Source organism: Achromobacter agilis, assembly GCF_900496965.1.
Lineage (GTDB): Bacteria > Pseudomonadota > Gammaproteobacteria > Burkholderiales > Burkholderiaceae_B > Achromobacter > Achromobacter agilis.
Genome location: NZ_UFQB01000007.1, coordinates 94,241 through 114,727 on the forward strand (window position 1 = coordinate 94,241; position 20,487 = coordinate 114,727).

General features: G+C 68.5%; 19 protein-coding genes. 15 read left to right on the forward strand and 4 right to left on the reverse strand.

Annotation, left to right across the window (positions count from 1 at the left end; genetic code table 11):
• Positions 1-2 precede the first annotated feature (2 nt).
• Complete coding sequence (locus tag AGI3411_RS10810) at positions 3-1,139, reverse strand: CaiB/BaiF CoA transferase family protein (RefSeq protein WP_129527371.1); 1,137 nt, start codon at positions 1,137-1,139, stop codon at positions 3-5.
• Positions 1,139-1,933 (reverse strand): enoyl-CoA hydratase, encoded by a 795-nt coding sequence (locus AGI3411_RS10815; RefSeq protein ID WP_129527372.1) that lies wholly within the window; start codon positions 1,931-1,933, stop codon positions 1,139-1,141. Before AGI3411_RS10815 ends, AGI3411_RS10810 begins: the two co-directional genes overlap by 1 nt.
• A gap of 151 nt (positions 1,934-2,084) precedes the next feature.
• Here AGI3411_RS10815 and AGI3411_RS10820 point away from each other — a divergent pair, with 151 nt between their 5' ends.
• The 11 genes from AGI3411_RS10820 (at position 2,085) to AGI3411_RS10870 (ending at position 11,706) form a co-directional block, all read left to right on the forward strand.
• Positions 2,085-3,017: a LysR family transcriptional regulator gene (locus AGI3411_RS10820; protein ID WP_165359146.1), complete on the forward strand. Its 933-nt coding sequence runs from the start codon at positions 2,085-2,087 to the stop codon at positions 3,015-3,017.
• A gap of 162 nt (positions 3,018-3,179) precedes the next feature.
• Positions 3,180-4,142: a tripartite tricarboxylate transporter substrate binding protein gene (locus AGI3411_RS10825; protein WP_129527374.1), complete on the forward strand. Its 963-nt coding sequence runs from the start codon at positions 3,180-3,182 to the stop codon at positions 4,140-4,142.
• A complete protein-coding gene (locus AGI3411_RS10830; protein ID WP_165359147.1) occupies positions 4,135-4,509 on the forward strand; it encodes a Zn-ribbon domain-containing OB-fold protein in 375 nt (124 codons plus the stop codon). Before AGI3411_RS10825 ends, AGI3411_RS10830 begins: the two co-directional genes overlap by 8 nt.
• Positions 4,506-5,672: an acetyl-CoA acetyltransferase gene (locus AGI3411_RS10835; protein ID WP_129527376.1), complete on the forward strand. Its 1,167-nt coding sequence runs from the start codon at positions 4,506-4,508 to the stop codon at positions 5,670-5,672. The genes AGI3411_RS10830 and AGI3411_RS10835 overlap by 4 nt, the downstream gene beginning before the upstream one ends.
• Positions 5,673-5,684: 12 nt before the next feature.
• Entirely contained in the window at positions 5,685-6,590 is a 906-nt protein-coding gene (locus tag AGI3411_RS10840) for an SDR family NAD(P)-dependent oxidoreductase (protein WP_129527377.1), read from the forward strand.
• A gap of 7 nt (positions 6,591-6,597) precedes the next feature.
• Positions 6,598-7,476, forward strand: coding sequence for a MaoC/PaaZ C-terminal domain-containing protein (locus AGI3411_RS10845; protein ID WP_129527378.1), 879 nt, complete (start codon positions 6,598-6,600; stop codon positions 7,474-7,476).
• Positions 7,473-8,141 carry a 3-oxoacid CoA-transferase subunit A gene (locus AGI3411_RS10850; protein WP_129527379.1) on the forward strand — a complete coding sequence of 223 codons (669 nt, stop codon included), beginning with the start codon at positions 7,473-7,475 and terminating at the stop codon, positions 8,139-8,141. Before AGI3411_RS10845 ends, AGI3411_RS10850 begins: the two co-directional genes overlap by 4 nt.
• Positions 8,138-8,809 (forward strand): CoA-transferase, encoded by a 672-nt coding sequence (locus AGI3411_RS10855; RefSeq protein WP_129527380.1) that lies wholly within the window; start codon positions 8,138-8,140, stop codon positions 8,807-8,809. Before AGI3411_RS10850 ends, AGI3411_RS10855 begins: the two co-directional genes overlap by 4 nt.
• Positions 8,810-8,822: 13 nt before the next feature.
• Positions 8,823-9,998 (forward strand): acyl-CoA dehydrogenase family protein, encoded by a 1,176-nt coding sequence (locus AGI3411_RS10860; RefSeq protein WP_129527381.1) that lies wholly within the window; start codon positions 8,823-8,825, stop codon positions 9,996-9,998.
• Positions 9,991-10,947 carry an acyl-CoA dehydrogenase family protein gene (locus AGI3411_RS10865; protein ID WP_129527382.1) on the forward strand — a complete coding sequence of 319 codons (957 nt, stop codon included), beginning with the start codon at positions 9,991-9,993 and terminating at the stop codon, positions 10,945-10,947. Before AGI3411_RS10860 ends, AGI3411_RS10865 begins: the two co-directional genes overlap by 8 nt.
• A 15-nt stretch (positions 10,948-10,962) precedes the next feature.
• Positions 10,963-11,706: a hypothetical protein gene (locus tag AGI3411_RS10870; protein WP_129527383.1), complete on the forward strand. Its 744-nt coding sequence runs from the start codon at positions 10,963-10,965 to the stop codon at positions 11,704-11,706.
• A 27-nt stretch (positions 11,707-11,733) separates the two neighbouring features.
• On the opposite strand, the gene AGI3411_RS10875 is transcribed toward AGI3411_RS10870, so the two are convergent.
• Both AGI3411_RS10875 and AGI3411_RS10880 read right to left on the reverse strand, forming a co-directional pair.
• Positions 11,734-12,342, reverse strand: a complete 609-nt coding sequence (locus AGI3411_RS10875; protein ID WP_129527384.1) for a LysE family translocator — start codon at positions 12,340-12,342, stop codon at positions 11,734-11,736.
• 112 nt (positions 12,343-12,454) lie between these two features.
• Positions 12,455-15,043 carry a carbohydrate-binding family V/XII gene (locus tag AGI3411_RS10880; RefSeq protein WP_244240316.1) on the reverse strand — a complete coding sequence of 863 codons (2,589 nt, stop codon included), beginning with the start codon at positions 15,041-15,043 and terminating at the stop codon, positions 12,455-12,457.
• A gap of 267 nt (positions 15,044-15,310) precedes the next feature.
• Here AGI3411_RS10880 and AGI3411_RS10885 point away from each other — a divergent pair, with 267 nt between their 5' ends.
• From AGI3411_RS10885 to AGI3411_RS10900, 4 genes are all read left to right on the forward strand, one after another.
• Complete coding sequence (locus AGI3411_RS10885; RefSeq protein ID WP_129527385.1) at positions 15,311-16,075, forward strand: GntR family transcriptional regulator; 765 nt, start codon at positions 15,311-15,313, stop codon at positions 16,073-16,075.
• Positions 16,076-16,156: 81 nt separating this feature from the next.
• On the forward strand, positions 16,157-17,131 hold the full coding sequence (locus tag AGI3411_RS10890; protein ID WP_129527386.1) for a tripartite tricarboxylate transporter substrate-binding protein: 975 nt from the start codon (positions 16,157-16,159) through the stop codon (positions 17,129-17,131).
• Between the two features lie 25 nt (positions 17,132-17,156).
• Entirely contained in the window at positions 17,157-18,845 is a 1,689-nt protein-coding gene (locus tag AGI3411_RS10895) for a thiamine pyrophosphate-binding protein (protein ID WP_129527387.1), read from the forward strand.
• 2 nt (positions 18,846-18,847) lie between these two features.
• Positions 18,848-20,479 carry a GMC family oxidoreductase gene (locus tag AGI3411_RS10900; RefSeq protein WP_129527388.1) on the forward strand — a complete coding sequence of 544 codons (1,632 nt, stop codon included), beginning with the start codon at positions 18,848-18,850 and terminating at the stop codon, positions 20,477-20,479.
• The last annotated feature ends 8 nt before the right edge of the window (positions 20,480-20,487 follow it).

Below are 20,487 nucleotides of genomic sequence, written 5' to 3' on the forward strand. Positions count from 1 at the left end.
CCTCAGCGCCCACCCGGGAGCATATCGCGATCGGCGTCCTGGCGCGGCGCCAGGCGGTTGATTTCGCCCGGCGTGCGCGAGAAGCGCACCGGAATGCCGGCCGCCATCAACGGCCCTTCGGTGGGGTGATCCACGCGCTGGAAGAAGCCGGTGGCCTGCAGATGCGGGTCGTCGAACAGGGCCTCCGGCGTATTCACCGGCGAATGCGGAATATCCGCCTCCGCCAGCAGCGCCAGCCACTCGCTGGTGCCGCGCAGCGCGACGATGTCCGCCAGATCCTGGTAGAGCTCGTCGAAATGCCGCGCGCGCGCCGCCGCGTCGACGTAGCGGGCATCGGCCGCCAGGTCGGGACGCTCGGCCAGGGCGAAGAAGCGCCGCCATTGCGCGTCGGTATAGGGCAGCAGGGCCAGATAGCCGTCGCGCGTGCGGTAGGGACGCCGCTGCGGTGACAGCACGCGGCTGTAGCCCATGGGCCCCAGGGGCGGAACGAAACTGTGGCCGCTCATGTGCTCGATCAGCGTGAACGAAACCAGCGTTTCGAACATGGGGACCTCGATGGCCTGGCCCTGCCCCGAACGTTCGCGCTCGTACAGCGCCATGGGAATGGCGTAGGCCAGCGTCAGGCCCGCCACCTTGTCCGCAAGAATCGTGTTCACGTAGGCCGGCGCCCCACTGTTGCGGCCCTGCAGGTCGGCCAGCCCGCTCATCGCCTGGATGATGTCATCGAATGCCGGGCGCGCCGCGTAGGGGCCGTCCTGGCCGAAGCCCACAGCCGAACAGTAAATGAGGCGGGCGTTGCGCGCGCACAGCGCCGCCGCGTCCAGCCCCAGCCTGGCCAGCGCCGCCGTGCGGACGTTCGAGACGAACACATCCGCGCCGTCGATCAGCTGCAGCAGGCGCTCGCGATCGGCTGGCGCCTTGGCGTCCAGCGTCACGCTGTGTTTGTTGCGGTTGAGATTGAGGTAGGCAGGCCCCATGCCCGCATGCGCGGCCGGCGCCGACGTGCGGAACACGTCGCCTTCGGGCGCCTCTACCTTGATGACCTCGGCGCCCATGTCGGCCAGGATCTGCGTGGCGTAAGGGCCCATGGCCACCGACGTCATGTCGATGACGCGCACGCCCGCGAGCGGGCCGGCCATTATTTGGCCTCCTGGCGCTTTTTGCGATTGACGAAAGGCGCCATGTAGCGGCGCGGCTCGTCGGTGGTGAACGCCTCGCCGAAGGCGGCCACGCTGCGGTCCAAGCCAGCCTCCACGGTGGACTCGCTCCAGTAGCGCAGCAAGGCCTTCTGCGAGCGCACGGCGAGCGGACCGCTTTCGGCGATGGGCGCCACGGTGCGTTCGACCAGCGCGTCGAGCTCGCCCGGTTCGCTGACGAACTCCAGGAAGCCCCACTGCGAGGCCTGCGCCGCGTTCACCGTCTCACCGGTCAGCAGCAGCCAATTGGTAGGGCCGGGGCCGATGATCGCCGGCAGCAGCACGGCATGGATTACCGACGGAATGCCGACGCGCACCTCGGGCATGCCGAAGACGGCGTCCGTCGAGCCCAGGCGGATATCGCAGGCCGCGGCCAGCTCCATGCCCGCGCCCAGGCAGAAGCCCGGGATGCGCGCGATCGTGGGGGCCGGGATCGCGGCGACCGCGTCGCAGAGATCGCGCAGACGCGTGATGAAGGCGCGCGCGCCCTGGGGATCGAGCTCGGCCATTTCGTAGATGTTGGCGCCGCCCACGAAGGCCTTGTCGCCTGTGCCCCGGATGACCACGGCCCGGGCGTCGTCCTGCGACGCGATCCAGCGGGCGGCTTCGATCAGGCTGAGCGTCACCGGCGAGGCCAGAATGTTCAGGCTCTTGGCGTCATGGATCTGCAGCGTGTAGACGCCCCGCTCGTCGCGGGTCACGAGGGCGTGGGCAAAGGTAGGAATAGGCGCGGTCATGGAAGCTCCAGCTAGGGGGATGCCACCGATGCTACGGGTCTCGTTTGATCACAACAAACGAGTAATTTTCATAGAATAAGTCTTAAACGGAATAAATTACGTAATGGCCTGCGGCTTGGGTACGATAGCCGCCTCTTGCGGGAGTCGTACCATGGGCATCACGCTGCGCCAGCTTCGGGCCTTCTGCGCCGTCTACGAGCTGAAGAATTTCACCCACGCCGCCGAGGCGCTGAACCTGACGCAATCCACCGTCAGCAAGCTGTGCTCCGAACTGGAAAAGTCCGTGGGCCTGGCGCTGTTCGAGCGCTCTGCCCGGGGCGTGGAACTGCTGGAAGGCACCGCCGAGCTGTACGCCTACGCCCAGGAAGCCTTCGGGTCGCTGCGCGCGGCCGAACGCAGCCTGAGCAGCCTGGCGGGGCTGGAGCGCGGCGAAGTGTCCATCGCCGCCTCTCCCATCATGATGCACACACTCGTGGCGCCGGTGGTGGCCCGGTTCCATGCGCGCCATCCCAACATCGTCTTCGACCTGCACGAACTCACCGGCGACGAAGCCACCGAACACGTGCTGCACGGCAAGGCCGACCTGGGCCTGGTGGCGGTCGAAAGCCAGGATCCCCGGCTGGACTGCCGCGTTGCCTACCGCGGCCCCATGTACGCCGTGGTGCCCGCCGGCCATCCGCTGGCCGCCGCGGGCCAGGCGCGCTGGCGCGATCTGGCCCGCTATCCCCACATCCTGTTGCGCGGCACCTATGCCGTGCGCCGCAAAATGGACCAGATCCTGCTGGACCAGGGCCTGACGGTGCGCAGCGTGGCGCAGACCGGCAGCCTGACCACGGCGTTCGCCATGATCCGGGGCGGCATGGGCATCACGGTCATGCCCAGCTACGTGCGCAGCGTCTGCGAGGAAATGGGCCTGCACGCCCTCTGCATCGCCGACCCGCCCCAAGTCCTGCACGAACTGTCCATCCTGCGCCGCGCCGGCCACCTGCTGCCGCGCGCCGCCACCGCCTTTCTCGCTGCGTTCGAAACGCACCTCGATGGACTCGGCCAGCCGGCGCCCTCGGGCGATTCATCGCTTTCATGAATGCCTTCATGACAATTAATCAATTGTTGGAATGATGAGCCGCTTTCATCATTGACGCGTCGAGGCCCCCTGAGCAGGCGGCCTGCCACGCGCTCCGGGATGGTCCCTCGACACCATAACCACGCAGGGCAGACATGCCCGCAGGACGAGGAGACCCCCGACATGAAACTGAAGTCCCGCCTGAAGCAGCTGCTGACGCTGCTCGCCGCCGTTCCCGCCATCGCCGCCGCCGACAACTATCCCGCCAAGCCGGTGACCCTGGTCGTGGCCTACGCGCCCGGCGGCATGACCGACATCCTGACCCGCCGCATCGCCGCCGACTTGCAGACCCGCCTCGGCAAGCCCTTCGTGGTGGAGAACAAGCCGGGCGCCACCGGCCAGATCGCGACCGAATACGTTTCGCGCCAGAAGCCGGACGGCTATACCGTGCTGGTCGGCGCGACCAGCCATGTGATCAACCCCGTCCTGAAGAAGCTGCCGTACGACGCGCGCAAGGACTTCGAGCCCATCGCCCTGCTGGCGGTCAGCCCGAACTTCCTGCTGGTCAACGCCAACCAGGGCATCAAGACCTTCGCGGATTTCAAGGCCTACGCCCAGAAGCAGCCTTCCGTTCCCTATGGCACGGCCGGCGCCGGCGGCGCTCCCCACATCGTCGGCGAGCTGCTGCGGTCCCAGAGCGGGCTGCCGTTGATGCACGTGTCCTACCGTGGCGCGGGTCCAGCCATGACGGACCTGGTATCGGGCCAGGTTCCCTTCGGCATGGCCGAGTCGGTAACCGCCAACGCCTATCTGCAATCGGGCAAGATCATTCCGCTGGCCATCGCTTCCGCACAGCGCCAATCCCGCTATCCCGACGTGCCCACGCTCAACGAACTGGGCTACAAGGGCTTCGACCTGAACACCTGGGTGGGCGCCTATGCACCGGCCGGCACCCCCGCCGACATCGTCCAGACCCTGAACGCCGAAATCCGCAAGGCGGTGATGGCGTCGGCCACCCAGGAATACATCCGCTCGACCGGCTCCGAACCCGGCGACATGGACGTTCCCCAGTACCGGAAGTTCGTCAACGATGAGATGGACAAGTGGCAAGCCGTCATCACGCAGGCCGGGGTCAAGGATGAGTGACGTCCGCAACGGCTCCCCGTCGCCGGAAACGTATTTCGCCGAGACGCTGCGCGCGGGACGGCTGGAAGTCCAGGTCTGCCGCAGCTGCGGGCTTGCCTTCTTCTTTCCACGCACGCATTGCACGCACTGCCGGTCGCAGGAATACGCCTGGCGCCCCATGCGCGCCGGGGCCACGCTCTATTCCTATTCGGAGATCCCCGCCACGCCCCAAGCGCCCGCGCGCAACGTCATCCTGGCCGACATGGACGAGGGCTTTCGCATGATGTCCACGCTGCTGGGGCCGGGCGAACCGCGCATCGGCATGCGGCTGACGGCCCGGCCCGACCCGCAGCGCGCGCGGGTCGTGTTCGAACAGGAGGCGCCATGACCGGCTGGAACAGGAACCTGCGCGGCGCCATCGCCATCACCGGCTGCGCCACGGCCGGCATCGGAGATGCCGGCGGCCTGAACGACCTGGAAGTCACTTCGCTGGCGGTACACGCCGCGGTGCGGGATGCAGGGCTGCGGATGGAAGAGATCGACGGCCTGATGAGCGCCAGCCTCTCCTCGTCGATGTGGCTGAACAAGCTGGCCGAGTACCTGGGCGTGTTCCCGCGGTTCATGAACAGCACCCAGATCGGCGGCGCATCCTTCGTCGGCCATCTGCTGATTGCGGCCGCGGCCATCCAGGCCGGCCTGTGCCGCAACGTCGTGATCGCCTATGGCGCCACGCCGCGCGGCGGCAATGGCGTCTCGGCGACCTCCGGCGCCCGCGCGAAGCTGGATCCGTTTCCGTACGAAGAGCCGTTCCAGCCCTTCAATCCGCCGACCAGCTACGCCTTGGCGACGCGCCGCCATATGCATGAATACGGCACCACCCGCGAACAGCTGGCCGAAGTCGCGGTCGCCGCGCGCGCCTGGGCGCAACTGAACCCGGAAGCCTACAAGCGCGAACCGCTCTCCATCGGCGACGTGCTGTCGGCGCGCATGATTTCCTCGCCGCTGACCGCGCGCGATTGCTGCCTCGTGACGGATGGCGCGGGCGCCATCGTCGTGACCGCCGCCGAGCGCGCCGAAGTGGCCCGTCCCGTCTATGTGCTGGGCACCGCCATGGCGCATTCGCATCGCCAGATCTCCTGCATGGCCGACCTGACGCGCACCGTGGCGGGCGAAAGCGCCGGCCAGGCGCGCGAGCGGGCCGGGGTCTCGCTGGCCGACATCGATCTGGTGCAGCTCTATGACGCTTTCACCATCAACCCCATCCTGTTCCTGGAGGACATGGGGTTCTGCCGCAAGGGCGAAGGCGGCGCCTTCGTGTCCGGCGGACGCATTGCCCCCAGCGGCGAACTGCCCGTGAACACCAACGGCGGCGGGCTGTCCTGCGTGCACCCCGGCATGTACAGCATGTTCGGCCTGGTGGAAGCGGTGCGGCAGTTGCGCGGCGAATGCGGCGACCGGCAGGTGAAGCAGGCGCGCACCGCGCTCGTGCATGGCAACGGCGGGGTGCTGAGCGCCCAGGCCACGACCGTGCTGACCAATTGGATGGACTGAAGGAGATCTGGAATGCTGGAAGGAAAAGTGGTCGTCGTCACCGGCGCGGCCAACGGTATCGGCCGCGCCGCGGCGCTGGCCCTGGCGGCGCAGGGCGCCCGCGTGGTCGTCAACGACCTGAACGTTTCGCTCGACGGCACGAGCGCCTCGCAGAGCACGGCCTCGCAGGTCGTGGAGGAAATCCGCGCCGCCGGCGGCGAAGCCATCGCCAGCGGCGATTCGGTGGCCGAGTACGCCAGCGCGCAGCGCATCGTCGAGACTGCCGCCGACACCTATGGCCGGGTGGACGCCATCGTGAACAACGCCGGCATCGTGCGCGACAAGATGTTCCACCGCCTCACCCCCGAGGACTTCGACGCCGTGGTCAAGGTGCACTTGTACGGCTGCTTCAACCTCAGCCACGCCGCCGCCCGCCACTTCCGCGAACAGAGCGGCGGCAGCCTGATCAACATGACGTCAAATTCGGCCGTCATCGGCAACCGCGGCCAGGCCAACTACTGCGCCGCCAAGCTGGGCATCGTGGGCCTGTCCAAGGCCATGGCGCTGGACATGGCCGCGTTCAACGTGCGCTCGAACTGCATCGCGCCTCTGGCCTGGAGCCGCATGACGGAGACCATCCCCGCCAAGACCGAAGAGCAGGCGCGCCACGTCGAGAAGATCCGCCGCATGGGGCCGGAAACCATCGCGCCGCTCATCTGCTACCTGGCCTCCGACGCCTCGGCCGAGGTAACGGGACAGGTATTCGCCATCCGCCTGAACGAGATCTTCCTCATGAGCCAATCGCGCCCGGTGCGCTCGGTGCACCGCTCGGAAGGCTGGACCGCGCAAAGCATCGCCGAGCACGGCATGGCGGCGCTGCGCGCGTCCTTCATGCCTCTGGACACCTCGGCCCAGGTGTTTTCCTGGGATCCGGTCTGAGGCGGCCATGGCGCTGGACTATCACCGCTTGAAGTCCCATGTCTTCGAGACCGAGCGCCAGGCCTATGGCGAGGATGACTGCATCCTCTATGCCCTGGGCGTGGGCGCCGGCCTGGCGGAAGGCGCCCCCCTGGGCGATGAAACACACTTCATCTACGAGCAGGGGCTGCGCGCCCTGCCCGCCATGGCGGCCGTGCTGGCCTACCCCGGCTTCTGGATGCGCGATCCGCGCCATGGCCTGGACTGGCGCCGCGTCGTGCACGGCGAGCAGCGCATGCGCTTCATCCGCCCCCTGCCCGCGCGCGGCCAGGTGTCCTGCCGAATGGCAGTCAGCCACATCGCCGACAAGCGACCCGGCGCCTTTGTCGTGACCCGGCGCACGCTGAGCGACGCCGCCACGGGGCAAGACCTTGCCGTCATCGAGCAGTTGAACATCTGCCGCGGAGACGGCGGTTATTCGAAAGGCGACGCCGCCTTGAGCGACCCCCTGCCGGAGCCGATCCCCGCGCCACCGGCCGCACCGCCCGACGGCGCCGTCATCGTGCCCACCTGCCGCAACCAGGCCGCGCTGTACCGTCTGAACGCCGACCGCAACCCCTTGCACGTGGACCCGGCGAGCGCGCGGCAGGCCGGCTACGAGCGGCCCATCCTGCATGGCGCGGCCTTGCTCGGCATCGTGAACCGTGCGCTGGAACCCGGCCTGCGGGAAGCGTCCCGCCTGCGGCTGGGCCAGCTGGACCTGCGCTTCCTGGCGCCGGTCTATCCCAGCCTGCCCGTCGCGGTCTCATGGTGGCGCCATTCCCGCGGGCTGGCGCTGGCCTGCCACCAGGAAGGCACCCTGTGCGCACAAGGGCGCGCGGCGTGGGCAACGGAGGATGGACAATGAAAGACAAGACCTGCCTCGACGCGCAGGATGCCCTGCGCGGCGTGGAATCCGGCGCCGCCATTTTCGTGGGCGGCTTCGGCGGCTCGGGCATTCCCGCGCGCCTGCTGGCCGCTCTGCTGGCCAAGCCCGGCGTACGCGGTCTCACCCTGATCAACAACAACGCCGGCGCTGGTGAAACGAGCTTCCTGGCCCTGGTCGCCTCGGGCCGCGTCAGCCGCATCATCTGTTCCTACCCCCGCATGCCGGGCAACGACGTGATCCGCGAACGGGTACAGTCGGGCAGCCTGACCGTGGAGGTAATGCCGCAGGGCACACTGGTCGAGCGCATCCGCGCCGCCGGCGCGGGCCTGGGCCCCTTCTTCTCGCCCACGGGCTACGGCACGCCGCTGGCCGAGGGCAAGGAAACGCGCATCGTTGGCGGCCGCGGCTACGTGCTCGAGGAGCCGCTGCGCGCGGACTTCGCTTTCGTGCGCGCCCACCGCGCCGACCGCCTGGGCAATCTGGTGTACCGGCGCGCCCAGCGCAACTTCGGACCGGTGATGTGCATGGCGGCGCGGACCACCATCGTGGAAGTCGACGAGATCCTGCCTTGTGGCGCGCTGGATCCGGACGCCATCGTCACGCCCAGCCTGTTCGTCCACCGGCTGTTGGGGAGCCCTCAATGAAACGACTGACACGCAACCACCTGGCCGCGCTGGTGGCCGGCGACCTGCCGGCCGGCGCCGTGGTCAATCTGGGCATCGGCATGCCTACCCTGGTTACCGACCGCCTGGACCCGGAGCGCGGCGTCCAGCTGCACAGCGAGAACGGCATCCTGGGCATGCGCCTGCTGCAAGCCCACGAGACCGCCGACGGCGATCTCATCAATGCCAGCAAGCAATCCATCGCGCTCACCGAAGGCGCGGCCATCTTCGACCACGTCTATTCCTTTTCCATCATGCGCGGCGGCCACATCGACATCACCGTGCTGGGCGCCTTCGAGGTGTCCTGCCACGGCGATCTGGCGAACTGGTCACTAGGCGCGGACGACCCCATGCCTTCGGTGGGCGGCGCCATGGATCTGGCCGCGGGCGCCCGCGAGGTCTGGGTCATGATGGAAGCGCTCACCCGCGAAGGCCGTCCGCGCCTGCGCAGCCGCTGCACGCTGCCGCTCACCGGCGCCGACGTCGTCGGCCGCGTCTATGCCGACATCGGCATCTTCGAGGTGCGTAACGGAGCATTCGTGCCCGTCGCCCTGGTCGAAGGCCTGCCGCCCTCGGAGCTGGGCCGCTGGATCGATGCGCCGCTGCGCTTCGAAGGCGAACCCCGCATCCTGCACCTTAGCCATTCCTGATTCCGCCATCTCCATGATACGCACCGAAAACTTCCTCGAAGACGCCGACGCCTGGTTGCGGGCGGCGCTCGCGCGGCTGCGCGCCCGGTATCCGGACACCGCCTCGCACACGCCGGAATGCCGCCAGGCCTGGAATCGCATGCTGTGCGAGGCCGATCTGATCGCCCTGACCTGGCCGCGCGAATACGGCGGCCGCGAACTGCCCACGGCCACGCTGATCGCCTTCCATGAGCTCTGCGCGCGCCTGCACGCGCCGCAGCCCATCAACAGCATTGCGCACGCGATCCTCGCGCCCACCCTGCTGCGCTTCGGCACGCCCGCGCAAAAGGCCCTGTTCCTGCCGGGCATCCGGGATGGCAGCGAGATCTGGTGCCAGGGCTACTCCGAGCCCCAGACCGGCTCCGACCTGTCCTCCGTGCGCACCCGGGCCCGCGCCGAACCCGCCGGCTGGCTTGTCGACGGCCGCAAGATCTGGACCACCCAGGCGCACCTGGCCAAATGGTGCTTCGCGCTGGTCCGCACCGAGCCGGACAGCCAGGCCCATCGCGGCCTGAGCTTCATGCTCATCGACATGCGCGCCCACGGCGTGCGCGTCGAACCGATACGCCAGATGACGGGCGAAGCGGACTACAACGAAGTGCTGTTCGAAGCGGTGGCGGTGCCCGAAGGCCGCATCCTGGGCGAACCCGGCGAAGGCTGGCGCATCGCGATGGCGGCGGCCGAATACGAGCGCGGCATCTATTTCATGCCCCGGGTCGTGCAGCTGGAAGACGAGCTCCGCGAACTGGAAGCCGCGCTCGCGCAAGCGCCGCTGGCACCGGACGAGCGCGCCGTGCACGCGCGCCGCGTCCAGGATCTGGCGGACGCCTGCCAGGTCATCCGCTGGCGTGTGGATCGCGTGCTGCGGCAGGTGGCCTCGGGAGACACCCCCGGCATCGACGGCGCCATGCTCAAGCTGATGTGGAGCGAAACCCGCCAGCAGGTCTGGGAACAGCGCGTGGAACTCCTGGGCGAAGCGGCCATCCTGGGGCCCCAGGCCGGCGCCCCGTACGCCGCCCCCGCCAGCGTACTGCGCGAATTCCTGTGGTCGAGGGCCGAGACCATCGTGGCCGGCACGTCGGAGATCCAACGCAACATCGTGGGCGAACGCCTGCTCGGCCTGCCCAAGGACAGAAAACAACATGCATAGCGAAATCAGGACCTTGCTGTCCTCGACCTTCGGCCGCCTGCTGGAAGAACAGCATCCCCCCACCTACGCCCGCCGCGCGCTGCCCGCGCACGCCGCTACCCAGCTCGCTTTGTGGAAGGAGCTGGCCGAAGGCGGCTGGCTGGAAGCGGGCTCAGAAGCCTTCCAGGCCGAATATGGCCCCGGCACCCTCCTCATGGGCGAATGGGCCGGGCGCGCGCTGCTCACCCTGCCCTATGGCCCCTCCGCCTTTCTCGCCCAAGTGCTGCTGGAACGGGAACCCGCCCTCTCGCCGGTCGTGCTCGACCTGGCCGCCCATCCGGCCAGCATCCGCTGCGACCGCGCCGGCGATGAAGATGGATGGATCGACGACTACGGCCCGTCCGCCCAGTACCTGCGCCTGAGCCGGACGGACGGCGGCTGGCGCCTGGCGCGCCTGGATCCCGCGATGCTGGAGCCCGTGCAGGGCCTGGATCCGACCACGGCACTGGCCCGCCTGCGCGGCCCCGCGCTGGCGCAAGCGGAACTGCCGGATGGACAGGTCCTGCCCGCGCTGCAGAACCACCAGGCTTTCCTGCTTGCGCAGTTGGCCGGCGCGGCGGGCGCGGCCCTGGACCTGGCTATCGCCTATGCCAAGGAGCGCGAACAGTTCGGACGCGCCATTGGGCAGTTCCAGGCCGTGAAGCATCCGCTGGTCGATGCCTGGATCGGCCTGGACAACAGCCGCTATGCCGTGGAAGCGCTGCTGCGCTCGCGCGCCACGCTCGATCCGGCGCTGGCGGCCGCGGCCACGCGCGTGGCCACGGCCGCCGCGCGCCGCGCCGTGAAGCTGTCCATCCAGGTCCACGGAGGCATAGGCTTCTCGTGGGAGCACGACGCCCAGCTCTACCTGAAACGCGCCTACCGGCTGGCCGTCGAGGCCGAGCGCACGGCGGCGCTGCTGCAGGGCTAGCGGTACCATGCGCACATGGACCGACACACTCCAATCCATCGCACGCCCGGCCGCCTGACCGCCTACTACCTGAGCGGCGACGCCATGCGCAGCCGCGGCGTGGGCGGCGCGGTGCTGAGCGGCACGCTGGATCTGCCTGCCCCGCCCGCGCGCGTGCTGGCGGACTGGGACCGGGAGATCTCGGCGCGGCTATGCCTGGAACCGGGCGACGTCGAACAGATGCCCCTCGCCCGGACGCAGGCGCGCTGGCCCGGCCATAGCCTCTGCCTGCAGGCGATGGACGCCTGGATGCGCGGGCTGGGGCTGGAAGACGGAGTGCTGGCCGGCGCCGACATCGCCCTCATGGCTTGCCGCGGCGCCCGCTACCATCATGACGCCGCGCAGTACGGCGCCGCGGCCTTCTGCAATCTCTTCCTGAGCGAAGACAAAGGGCTCGACGTGCTATTTCCCGGCACCGGCCAGCGGATCCCGCTGGCCCGCGGCACCGCCATGGTCTTCGATACAGCGCAACCCCACGGCGTCGTGCCGCGCGGCCGCGACGTATTCCACGAAAGCGATTTCCCTTCCGGCCAGGATTTCTCGCAGCTGTTCCTCACCTGGGAATTGCCGATAGAAACGGCCAGCGTCGCGCGGATGCTGGGCGTCGCTTTCGACATCGACCTTCCAGGCGCCCGGCAGCTGGACGAAGAGCAGGTTCGCCTGGACGGCGTGCGCGTCGCCGTCGACCCGGAGTCTGGGCGGTGGCAGCCGGCGGCGTGATGGCGCTGGACCGCGCCCGAGGACCGATCACGACCCCGGCAGGGCCGCCCCCATAGCGGCGAACAGGCCGCCACAAACCTTGTTGAAACGCCGGCCAGCGCGTTCGAGCCAGGGTCGCACGCGATGCGCCAGACGCGCCAGCACGTACTCGACCAGGAATTCGACGGCCGTGAAGGTGGCGGCCATGATCGCGAACTGCGTCAGCAGGCTGCGGGCCGGGTCGATGAACTGCGGCAGGAAGGCGCCGTAAAACAACAGCGCCTTGGGATTGGAAATGGCGGACAGGAAGCCCTGGCTGAACATCCGCATGCCACGCATCCGCGGCATGTCCGGCGCCGGCTGCAATTGCACGCCGGGCGAGCGCCACAGCTGGATGCCGAGCCAGATCAGATAGGCGCCGCCGCCCCACTTCAGCACGGTCAAGGCAGGCCCCCAGGCTTTGAGCAATGCGCTGATGCCCAACATCGACAAGGCAATCAATGCAACGAAACCGACCGCGCCGCCGGCGATGGTGCACAGCGCCTTGCGATGACCGTGCAACGCACCGTGAGTCAGCGCAAGCAGCGTATTGGGGCCGGGGGTCACCGACAGACCGATGACCGCGACCAGATAGATGAGCCAGCTATGCAGCGCCATGGCGAAATGCCGCAGAAAGGGGAAACGGGCAGTCTAGCCCCGGGCGCGGGGACGGCGCAAATCCGCCGGAGCCCCCCCCCGAGAGCCGGACGCTGCCGCCCGGCCATCGGGATCAGCGCCGGAAACCGCCGCGGAATCCGCCAAAGCCGCCGCCCCAGCCACCGCCGCCGCGGCCGCGCCAACCGCCGCCATCGCCGCCACCCATGCGATCGCGCCAACCGCCACCGTCGCTGCCGCCCATGCGGTCCTGCCAACCTCCGCCCTCCGTCCGATTCTGCCAGCCGCCACCCTGGAAGTCGTCGGTGCGCTGGCTGGAATAATCGCGCGCCTGGCGTTGGCCGTTCAGGTAGGCCGAATCGCCGGACTGCGTCCTGGTCGACTGCACCGGCTGCCAGCCCGAAGACGTGTGCTGTTGCCAGCCATTGTCGTTGTGCTCGTAGACGTTGCCGTTGTGGTCGGCATAGACGTTGCCGTTGTTCCAGGCCGCGGCGTTGCCCGTGTTGCGGTCATATGTCGCGCCGCGCCGGTCCACGCTGTTGACGTCTCCTCCCGTGCCCGTCGCCGTGGCGGAAGACACCGTGGTGCGGCCCGTGTAAGCATTGGTGCGCGCGTCTTGACGGCCCGCCGCCCACTGCCCGTCGTCATTGGAGACTACGCCCGCGCGGCCCGCGCCCGACGCGCCCGTGACCGGGTCGGTGTAGGCGCCCCGGCGACCGGCGGCGGCGTTGCCGGTGTACTCGTTATAGGCCGCGCCGCGCGAACCCTCGAATCCCGCGCCGGTCCAGGGGTTGTAGCCCTCGGCATGGCTGCCTTGCCACTGCGTGCCCGTCCAGCCATTCCAGCCGGCCGCGTGGGTAACCACGCCGGATCCGCCCCAGGCGCCATAGACGTCGACGTGGTTCACATCCGCGCCGCGCCAGTATGCCCCACCCCAATATGGTCCCCAGTAGGGTGCTGCGCCGCCCCAGGCCGCCGCAGCGGCGAAGCCGAAGGCAAAGCCGGCCGCGGTATCGAAGGCGGCGTCATAACCGTAACTGGGCGGGTAGCCAACCCAGGTGTCCTGCACGATGACGGGCGGATAGGAGTAACCCGTGCCGTAGACCACCGTGCCATCGGGCGCGACCACCACGCCCATGTAGCCCGGCGTGTAGCCGAACACCACGCTCTGCGCGGTGGAACCGTAAACCTGCACGTAGGTGACGTAGTGCAAGGGCGAGTTGGCGGGAATGGCGTAGATGACCGGAGGCACCTTGTCGGCCACGCGCCACGGCCCGAAGGCCGAGTCAGACACAAACCAGACCGCCCGCGACAGGGCGTAGTAGCGGCCGTCGGCCTGGATCACGGGCACTTGGGAATTGGCGGCGTAGTACAGCGTCGTGCCGGCGACCGGCCGCATTGTCGGCGAGCCGCCTGCGTACTCCACGGCCAGCTTCGCCTCGTTGCGCGACACCGTCGCCATCTGCGGGATGGTCGAAGCAATGACGGCCTCTTTGGCTTGCGGCGTGCCGGGCACCGAAGCCAGCACGCCCGACTGCGGGTCCTTGGCCGGGATCCGCGCGAAGTCGCGCGGCAGACTCTTGCCCGGCACGTACGACCAGGGCCCCTCCAGGCCCGAGCCGCGGAACCAGCGGCCCGACACCAGCAGGTAATATCGGTTGTCGGCGGGATCCATGAAGAGCGCGTGATCGGCGTTGGAGACCGCCAACAGCGAGGTGCCCGGCACCGGGCGCATTTCCGGCTGCCCGCTGGTTATCAGCAACTCGGCCGGCACGGTGGACACGACGACGCCCGGCGCCCGCAGCGTGGCCTTGCCGTCATGAGGCAGCAGCGGGTCTGGTTCGACCTTGCGGCGCGCCGCCTCGGCGGCCTCCAGCAGCGCGGAAGACGGCTGCTCGACCGTCCGCCACTGGCCATCGATGCTGCCCGACTCGTACCAATGCCCCGCGGCCTGCAGGAAGTTGCGCCCGGCGCTGTCCGCCAGCACCAGCGCCCGGGTGTTGACCACCCGGCGCCAGCCGCGCGCATCGGGTACATCCGCCCACGACGGCGGGCCATCGACCAGCACGAGGACGGTAGGCACGGTGCGATACACAATGCGAGGAGGCGCGTTGTCCACGGCCACGGTCTTGGTGGCGGGGCTGTTCTTGGACAGCGTATAGCTCAGTTGCAGCGCATCAAGCGGAGTAACCACGCCCGAGGCCGGCAGCCGCGCTTCGAGCAGGCTGCGCAGTCTGGATGCCTCTTGCGGCGCAGTCGGTACCTGCACGCGCTCTATCCGAATGTCGGACAGGTGGACCAGGCCGGCCGGCTTGTTGACTTCGGCCCGAGCGGAAAAGTCCGCGACGCCATAGGTCGGGGTCCCTTTGGCCGGCCCGACCGCCACCGCCATCCGGCCGCTAAGACGATCCCCGTTCCAGACATCGATCTGCGGCTGGTACAGCTCCACCTTAGAACCGTCGGGCGCGTCGAAACTGCGCGGCCATTGCAGCGCGCGCGCGGCATCCGCCTGCGACGGCCCGGCCTGGGAAGACTGCGTCTGAGCCGCATCCTGCGCCTGCGCTACCCCGGACAGCGTCAGACCCGCCCCGGCAGCCAGGCCGGCCAGGGCGAGGCTCAGGGGCAACATGCGCAGGTGCCGGCCTGCGGAAAGGGTCACCGGCCGCGATTGCGGACGCCACGATTTGAACAAGCCTTGCACCATGTAAAGCTCCTTTCAAGGTATTCGGGAGTCACGCACCTGTGCCGGAGAATGCGATTGCCGGGTTCGGCCGGACCTTCTATAACAGCGTCAAACGCGCAAGGAGCCGAACTATGGCCGCCCCCTGCCTCGTCCCGGAGTCTACATCCAGGAAACGTCCAGTGGCGCACGCGCCATTGCCGGCACCTCAACTTCTGTCGCAGCCATTCCAGGCACGGCTTGGGCCGGCCTGGCCGTGGACGCCTCGCCCGCCAATTCACGAAAAGATCAATGTCGACATTCAAGCATCAGGCGCTAAAACGGCGCGCGCTGGCCTACAATGCGTGGGCGCACGATTCCCCCGGATGCTCCACCCGCCACAAGATGCCCCAGCCGCTGCAAAACGCCAATCTTCTCAAGACCCTGCCCCTGCAGATCGCTGACCTGCTCGCCGAACAGATCGCCGACGGCCGGTGGGCGCCTGGCGACCGCTTGCGCGAAACGGAGCTTGCCGCCACCTACGGCGTCAGCCGCGCCACCGTGCGCGAGGCCCTGCGCCTGCTGGAGATCCGCGGCCTGGCCACCATCCGCCCGCAACGCGGCGCCTGCGTCACGCAGCTGTCCGCCAAGGAAATCCTGGATCTGTACGCGGTGCGCGCCGCCATGGTGTCGACCGCCTCGCGGCTGGCGGCCGAACGCTGCTCGCCCGCGGAGGCCGACATCCTGAAGGGCCGCCTGCGCCTGCTGGCCGACAACATCGGCGAACCCGCCGAATACACACGCCACAGCCGCGAGCTGGTCGAATACATCGCCAGCCTGGCCGACAACGCCATCCTGGCCAGTTATGCGAGCGACATCGCCAAGCAGATCGGCCGCTACGTCCGCATCAGCCTGGCCACCCTCGAACGGCGCGAACGCTCCCTGCGCGCCTGGGAAGAAACGATCCAGGCGATCACCGGGCACGATCCCGAACGCGCCGCCGCCTGCCATTACCGGCTGGCAGTCCAGAACCGCGACGCCGTGCTCGAAGAACTTTCGCGCACCGGCAAGACCTGAACCCCTTGTAGCGAGCCAACTTATCCATTAAAGTAAAAATGTCGACATTTAGAATGATGACACCATATCAAGGGGACAACCATGCTTTCACTCCACCGCCGCCTGAAAGCCGGCATCGCCGCCGCGCTCTTCCTCGCAGGTTCCTCCCAGGCCCTGGCCGCGCCGGCCCCGGTCAAGTTCGATGCGCCGCTGCGCATCATCGTGCCGTTCAGCCCCGGCGCGCTCATCGACATCATTGCCCGGATCTATGCCGAAAAGCTGGGCCCGCTGCTGGGCCAGGCCGTCGTCGTCGAGAACAAGCCGGGCGCGGGCGGGCTGGTGGGCGCCCAGCGCACGCTGAACGAGCCGGTCGACAAGAACACCATGCTGTTCGTGTCCTCGTCGTACGTGGTCATTCCCGCCGTCAACGACAAGATGCCGTACGACACGCTCAAGGATTTCTCCGGCATCGCCGCGATCGCCTCCTCGCCCACGCTGATCGTCGTGAACCGCAAGAACCCCTACGACAAACTGCGCGATTTCGTGGACGCCGCGCGGCGCCCCGACGCCCGCTTCACCTACGGCTCGGCGGGCGTGAACTCGGCTACCGACCTGGTGGGCCGCTACTTCAACCAGGAAGCGGGCGTCCACCTGGAACACATCCCCTACAAGGGCGTGCAGGAAGGCGTGGCCGAAGTGGCCGCCGGCCGCGTCGACGTGTCCTTTCCGCCGATCGCGCTGGCCCTGCCTTTCATCCAGTCGGGCCAGCTGAAAGCGCTCGCCGTCACCAGCCCCAAGCGCTCGGCGCTGCTGCCGGATACGCCGACGGTGGCGGAAATCGGCCTGGGCAACTTCGACTACAGCATCTGGTACGGGGTGGTGATGAATTCCCGGACCGCGCCCGCCGTGAAGCAGGCGCTGGCCGACGCGATCGCGCAGGTCAGCCGGGATCCCGCCGTCCAGGAGCAGCTGACGCGCCAGGGCCTGGTGCCGGACAACCGGCAGCTCAAGGTCTTCGACGAGTACATCGCGCGCGAGATGGACAAGTTCAACAAGATCCTGAAAGCCAACCAATAACCGTATCGCATCGAAGGAGAATCACATGAAGAACATGACGGGCGGCCAAGCGGTCGTGGCGGCGCTGGGCGCCCAGGGCACGGACCACGTATTCGGACTGATCGGATCCGCAGGCATGGAAATATTCGACGCGCTGTACGATGCGCGCGACATCCGCTTCATCGGCGTACGCGACGAGCGCACCGGCGTGCACATGGCCGACGGCTATGCCCGCGCGTCCGGCCAGGCGGGCGTCTTCCTCGCCGGGCAGAACGGGCCGGGCGCGACCAACCTGGTGACCGGGCTGGCGCAGGCCCACGCCGCCTACTCGCCCGTGGTAGCGCTGGGCGGATCGCTCAGCTCCGCCCACATCTACCGGGACGCCTTCCAGGAAGTCGACCAGCAATCGCTGTTCAAGCCCATCACGAAAAAGACGTACACGCTCACGCAGACCGCCCGCATCCCCGAAATGGTGGGCGAAGCGTTCAGGACCGCCCTGTCGCCCCGGCGCGGCCCCGTCATGCTGAACCTGCCGCGCGACCTGCTGGCGGATTCGCTGGAGTCATCGGCCTATGGCGCATTCGAGCGCGCCCAGGTGTTCGGCGCGGTGACCGCGCCGCGGGCGCTGCTGGAACAGGCGGCGCAGATGCTGGCGCAGGCGGAACGGCCGCTGATCATTGCCGGCGGCGGCGTCAAGAACAGCCTCAGCCAGCGCGCCGTGCTGGCGCTTGCCGAACGGCTGAACGCGCCGATCGCCATGTCCCCCGGCCACGGCGACGCGATCTCGTGCCAGCATCCCCTGTATGCCGGCCAGGTCGGGCCGCGCGGCAATGCGGTGGCGTCCGACCTCGCCAAGCAGGCCGACGTCATCCTGGCCCTGGGCACCCGGCTCGGCTTCAACACCACGTTCTACCAGCGCGACAGCCTCAATCCCTCCGCCAAGCTGATCCAGGTGGAAATCGAGCCCACCGCCCTGGGCCGCTTCTTCCCCGTGCACGTCGGCATCCTGGGCGACGCCGACACCGTCGCCCAGGATCTCGTCGCCGCGCTGCAAGGCCTGCCCGCGCATCCCGGGAGCGCGGCCTGGGTCGCCCGGTTCGCCGAACAGCGCCGCGCGCTGCTGCAGCAGCGCGATGAAGCCGCCGGCAGCGGCAGCGACCCGCTGCAGCCGGCGTATCTGTTCAAGACGCTGCGGGACGTGGCGCCCGACGACGCCATCTACACCATGGACGCGGGCACGCTCTGCCTGCAGGCCACCGACCAGATGCGCTACGCGCAGACGCCCGCGCTGTTCACGCCGCTGGACTTCGGCCTGGTGGGCTTCTCGTACGCCTGCGGCCTGGGCGCCAAGCTGGCGCGCCCCGACCGCACCGTCATCAGCCTGATGGGCGACGGCGGCTTCGGCATGGCCTGCAGCGAGATCGGCACGGCCGTCGCCAACGGCATCAATACGGTGTGCCTCGTCATGAACAACGGCTGCTGGGGCGCCGAAAAAGCCTACCAGCGCGACTTCTTCGAACAGCGCTACCTCGGCGCCGACGTGCCCAATCCGCCCTACGACAAGCTCGCGGAGCTCTGGGGAGCGCAAGGTTTTCGCGTGGAACGCGCCGCCGACCTGGCGCGGACGGTGGATGCCGCCATACGCTGCGGCCGCCCCGCGGTCGTCGACATCCAGGTCGACCCCAACGCCCTCTACAGCTTCCGTAGGGATTCCTTCAAGAACCGCGCAAAGTGATCATGACAGCAGAACAATTCGACTACATCGTGGTCGGAGCGGGATCGGCGGGCTGCGTGGCGGCCAATCGCCTGAGCGCTTCGGGCAAGCATCGTGTGCTGCTTCTGGAAGGCGGCGACGAAGACCGCAACATGTGGATCCATATTCCCCTGGGCGTAGGCAGGCTGCTGACCAACGAAAAAGTGGTCTGGCCATTCAAGACCGAGCCGCAGGCCAACCTGGCGGGGCAGCAGATCTATTGGCCGCGCGGCAAGGTGCTGGGCGGCTCCAGTTCGGTCAACGGCATGGCCTACGTCTGGGGCGATCCGCAGGAATACGACAGCTGGGAGAACGCGTTCAGCATCAAGGGCTGGGACTTCCAGACCCTGCTGCCGTACTTCGGCAAGATCGAAAACAACCCCTATTCCCGCCATCCGCTGCGTGGCCGGTCGGGACCGATCCAGATCACCGACCGCGCCATCCGGGACCCGGACAAGATCTCCGACGCCTACATCGCCGCCTGCCGCCAGGCCGGCATCGCGCCGACCGAGGACTACAACGCGGTCAACTATGAAGGCGTGCGCTACCTGGAACAGAGCGCGCACGCGGGCAGGCGCTGCAGCGCCGCGGTCGGGTACTTGCGGCCGGCGCGGCAGCGGGCCAACCTGGTCGTGCGCACGCACGCCTTCGTGCGCCGCCTGCGCTTCGACGGCACGCGATGTGTCGGCGTGGAGTACGACTGGAACGGTTCCACCCGATCGGCCAGCGCCCATCGCGAAACGGTCCTGTGCGCGGGCGCCGTGCAATCGCCGCAATTGCTGGAGCTGTCCGGCGTCGGCGACGCCGCGCGGCTGCGGTCGCTGGGCATTGGAGTCGTGCTCGACCTGCCCGACGTGGGTGAGCACATGAGCGATCACCTGCAAGTGCGGTGCACCTATCGCTCGTCCATCGCCGAAACCATCAACGACATCATGCGCAGCCCCTTCCACAAGGTGAAGGCCGCGCTGCGGTATCTCGCCGGCCGCAAGGGGCTGCTGGCGGGCACCTCGTCGACCGCCCATGCGATCACGCGCACGTCCGCCGCGCTGCCGCACCCCGACGTCATGATCCGCATCTACCACATCAGCGGCAAGGACCGGTATTCGCGCGATGGCGTGGGCGGCATCGACAAATTCCCCGGTTTCTCGATCGGCGGGTTCATGCTGTACCCGCGCTCTCGCGGCAGCATCCATGCCGTTTCGGCCGATCCCCGGATAGCGCCCTCCATCAATCCGAACTACCTGCAGGACGCCCATGACCGGACGACGGCCGTCGCCATGCTGCGCCTGATCCGCGGAATCGCCGGGCAGGCGGCCCTGCGGCCCGTCATCGTCAACGAAGAGCGGCCGGGCGCCGCCGCCGCATCCGACTCGGACCTGCTCGCCTACGCCAGGCAGACGGGCCAGACCGCATGGCATACCGTCGGCACCTGCCGCATGGGGCGGCCCGGCGAATCCGTGGTGGACGAACGCCTGAAGGTGCATGGCCTGCAGGGGCTGCGCGTAGCGGACATTTCGGTCATGCCCACCATCGCCTCCTCCAACACGAACGCGCCCGCCATGATGATCGGCGAGCGCGCGGCGGAATTCATTCTTGCCGATGCCGCCGGCGGCTGACCCGCTCC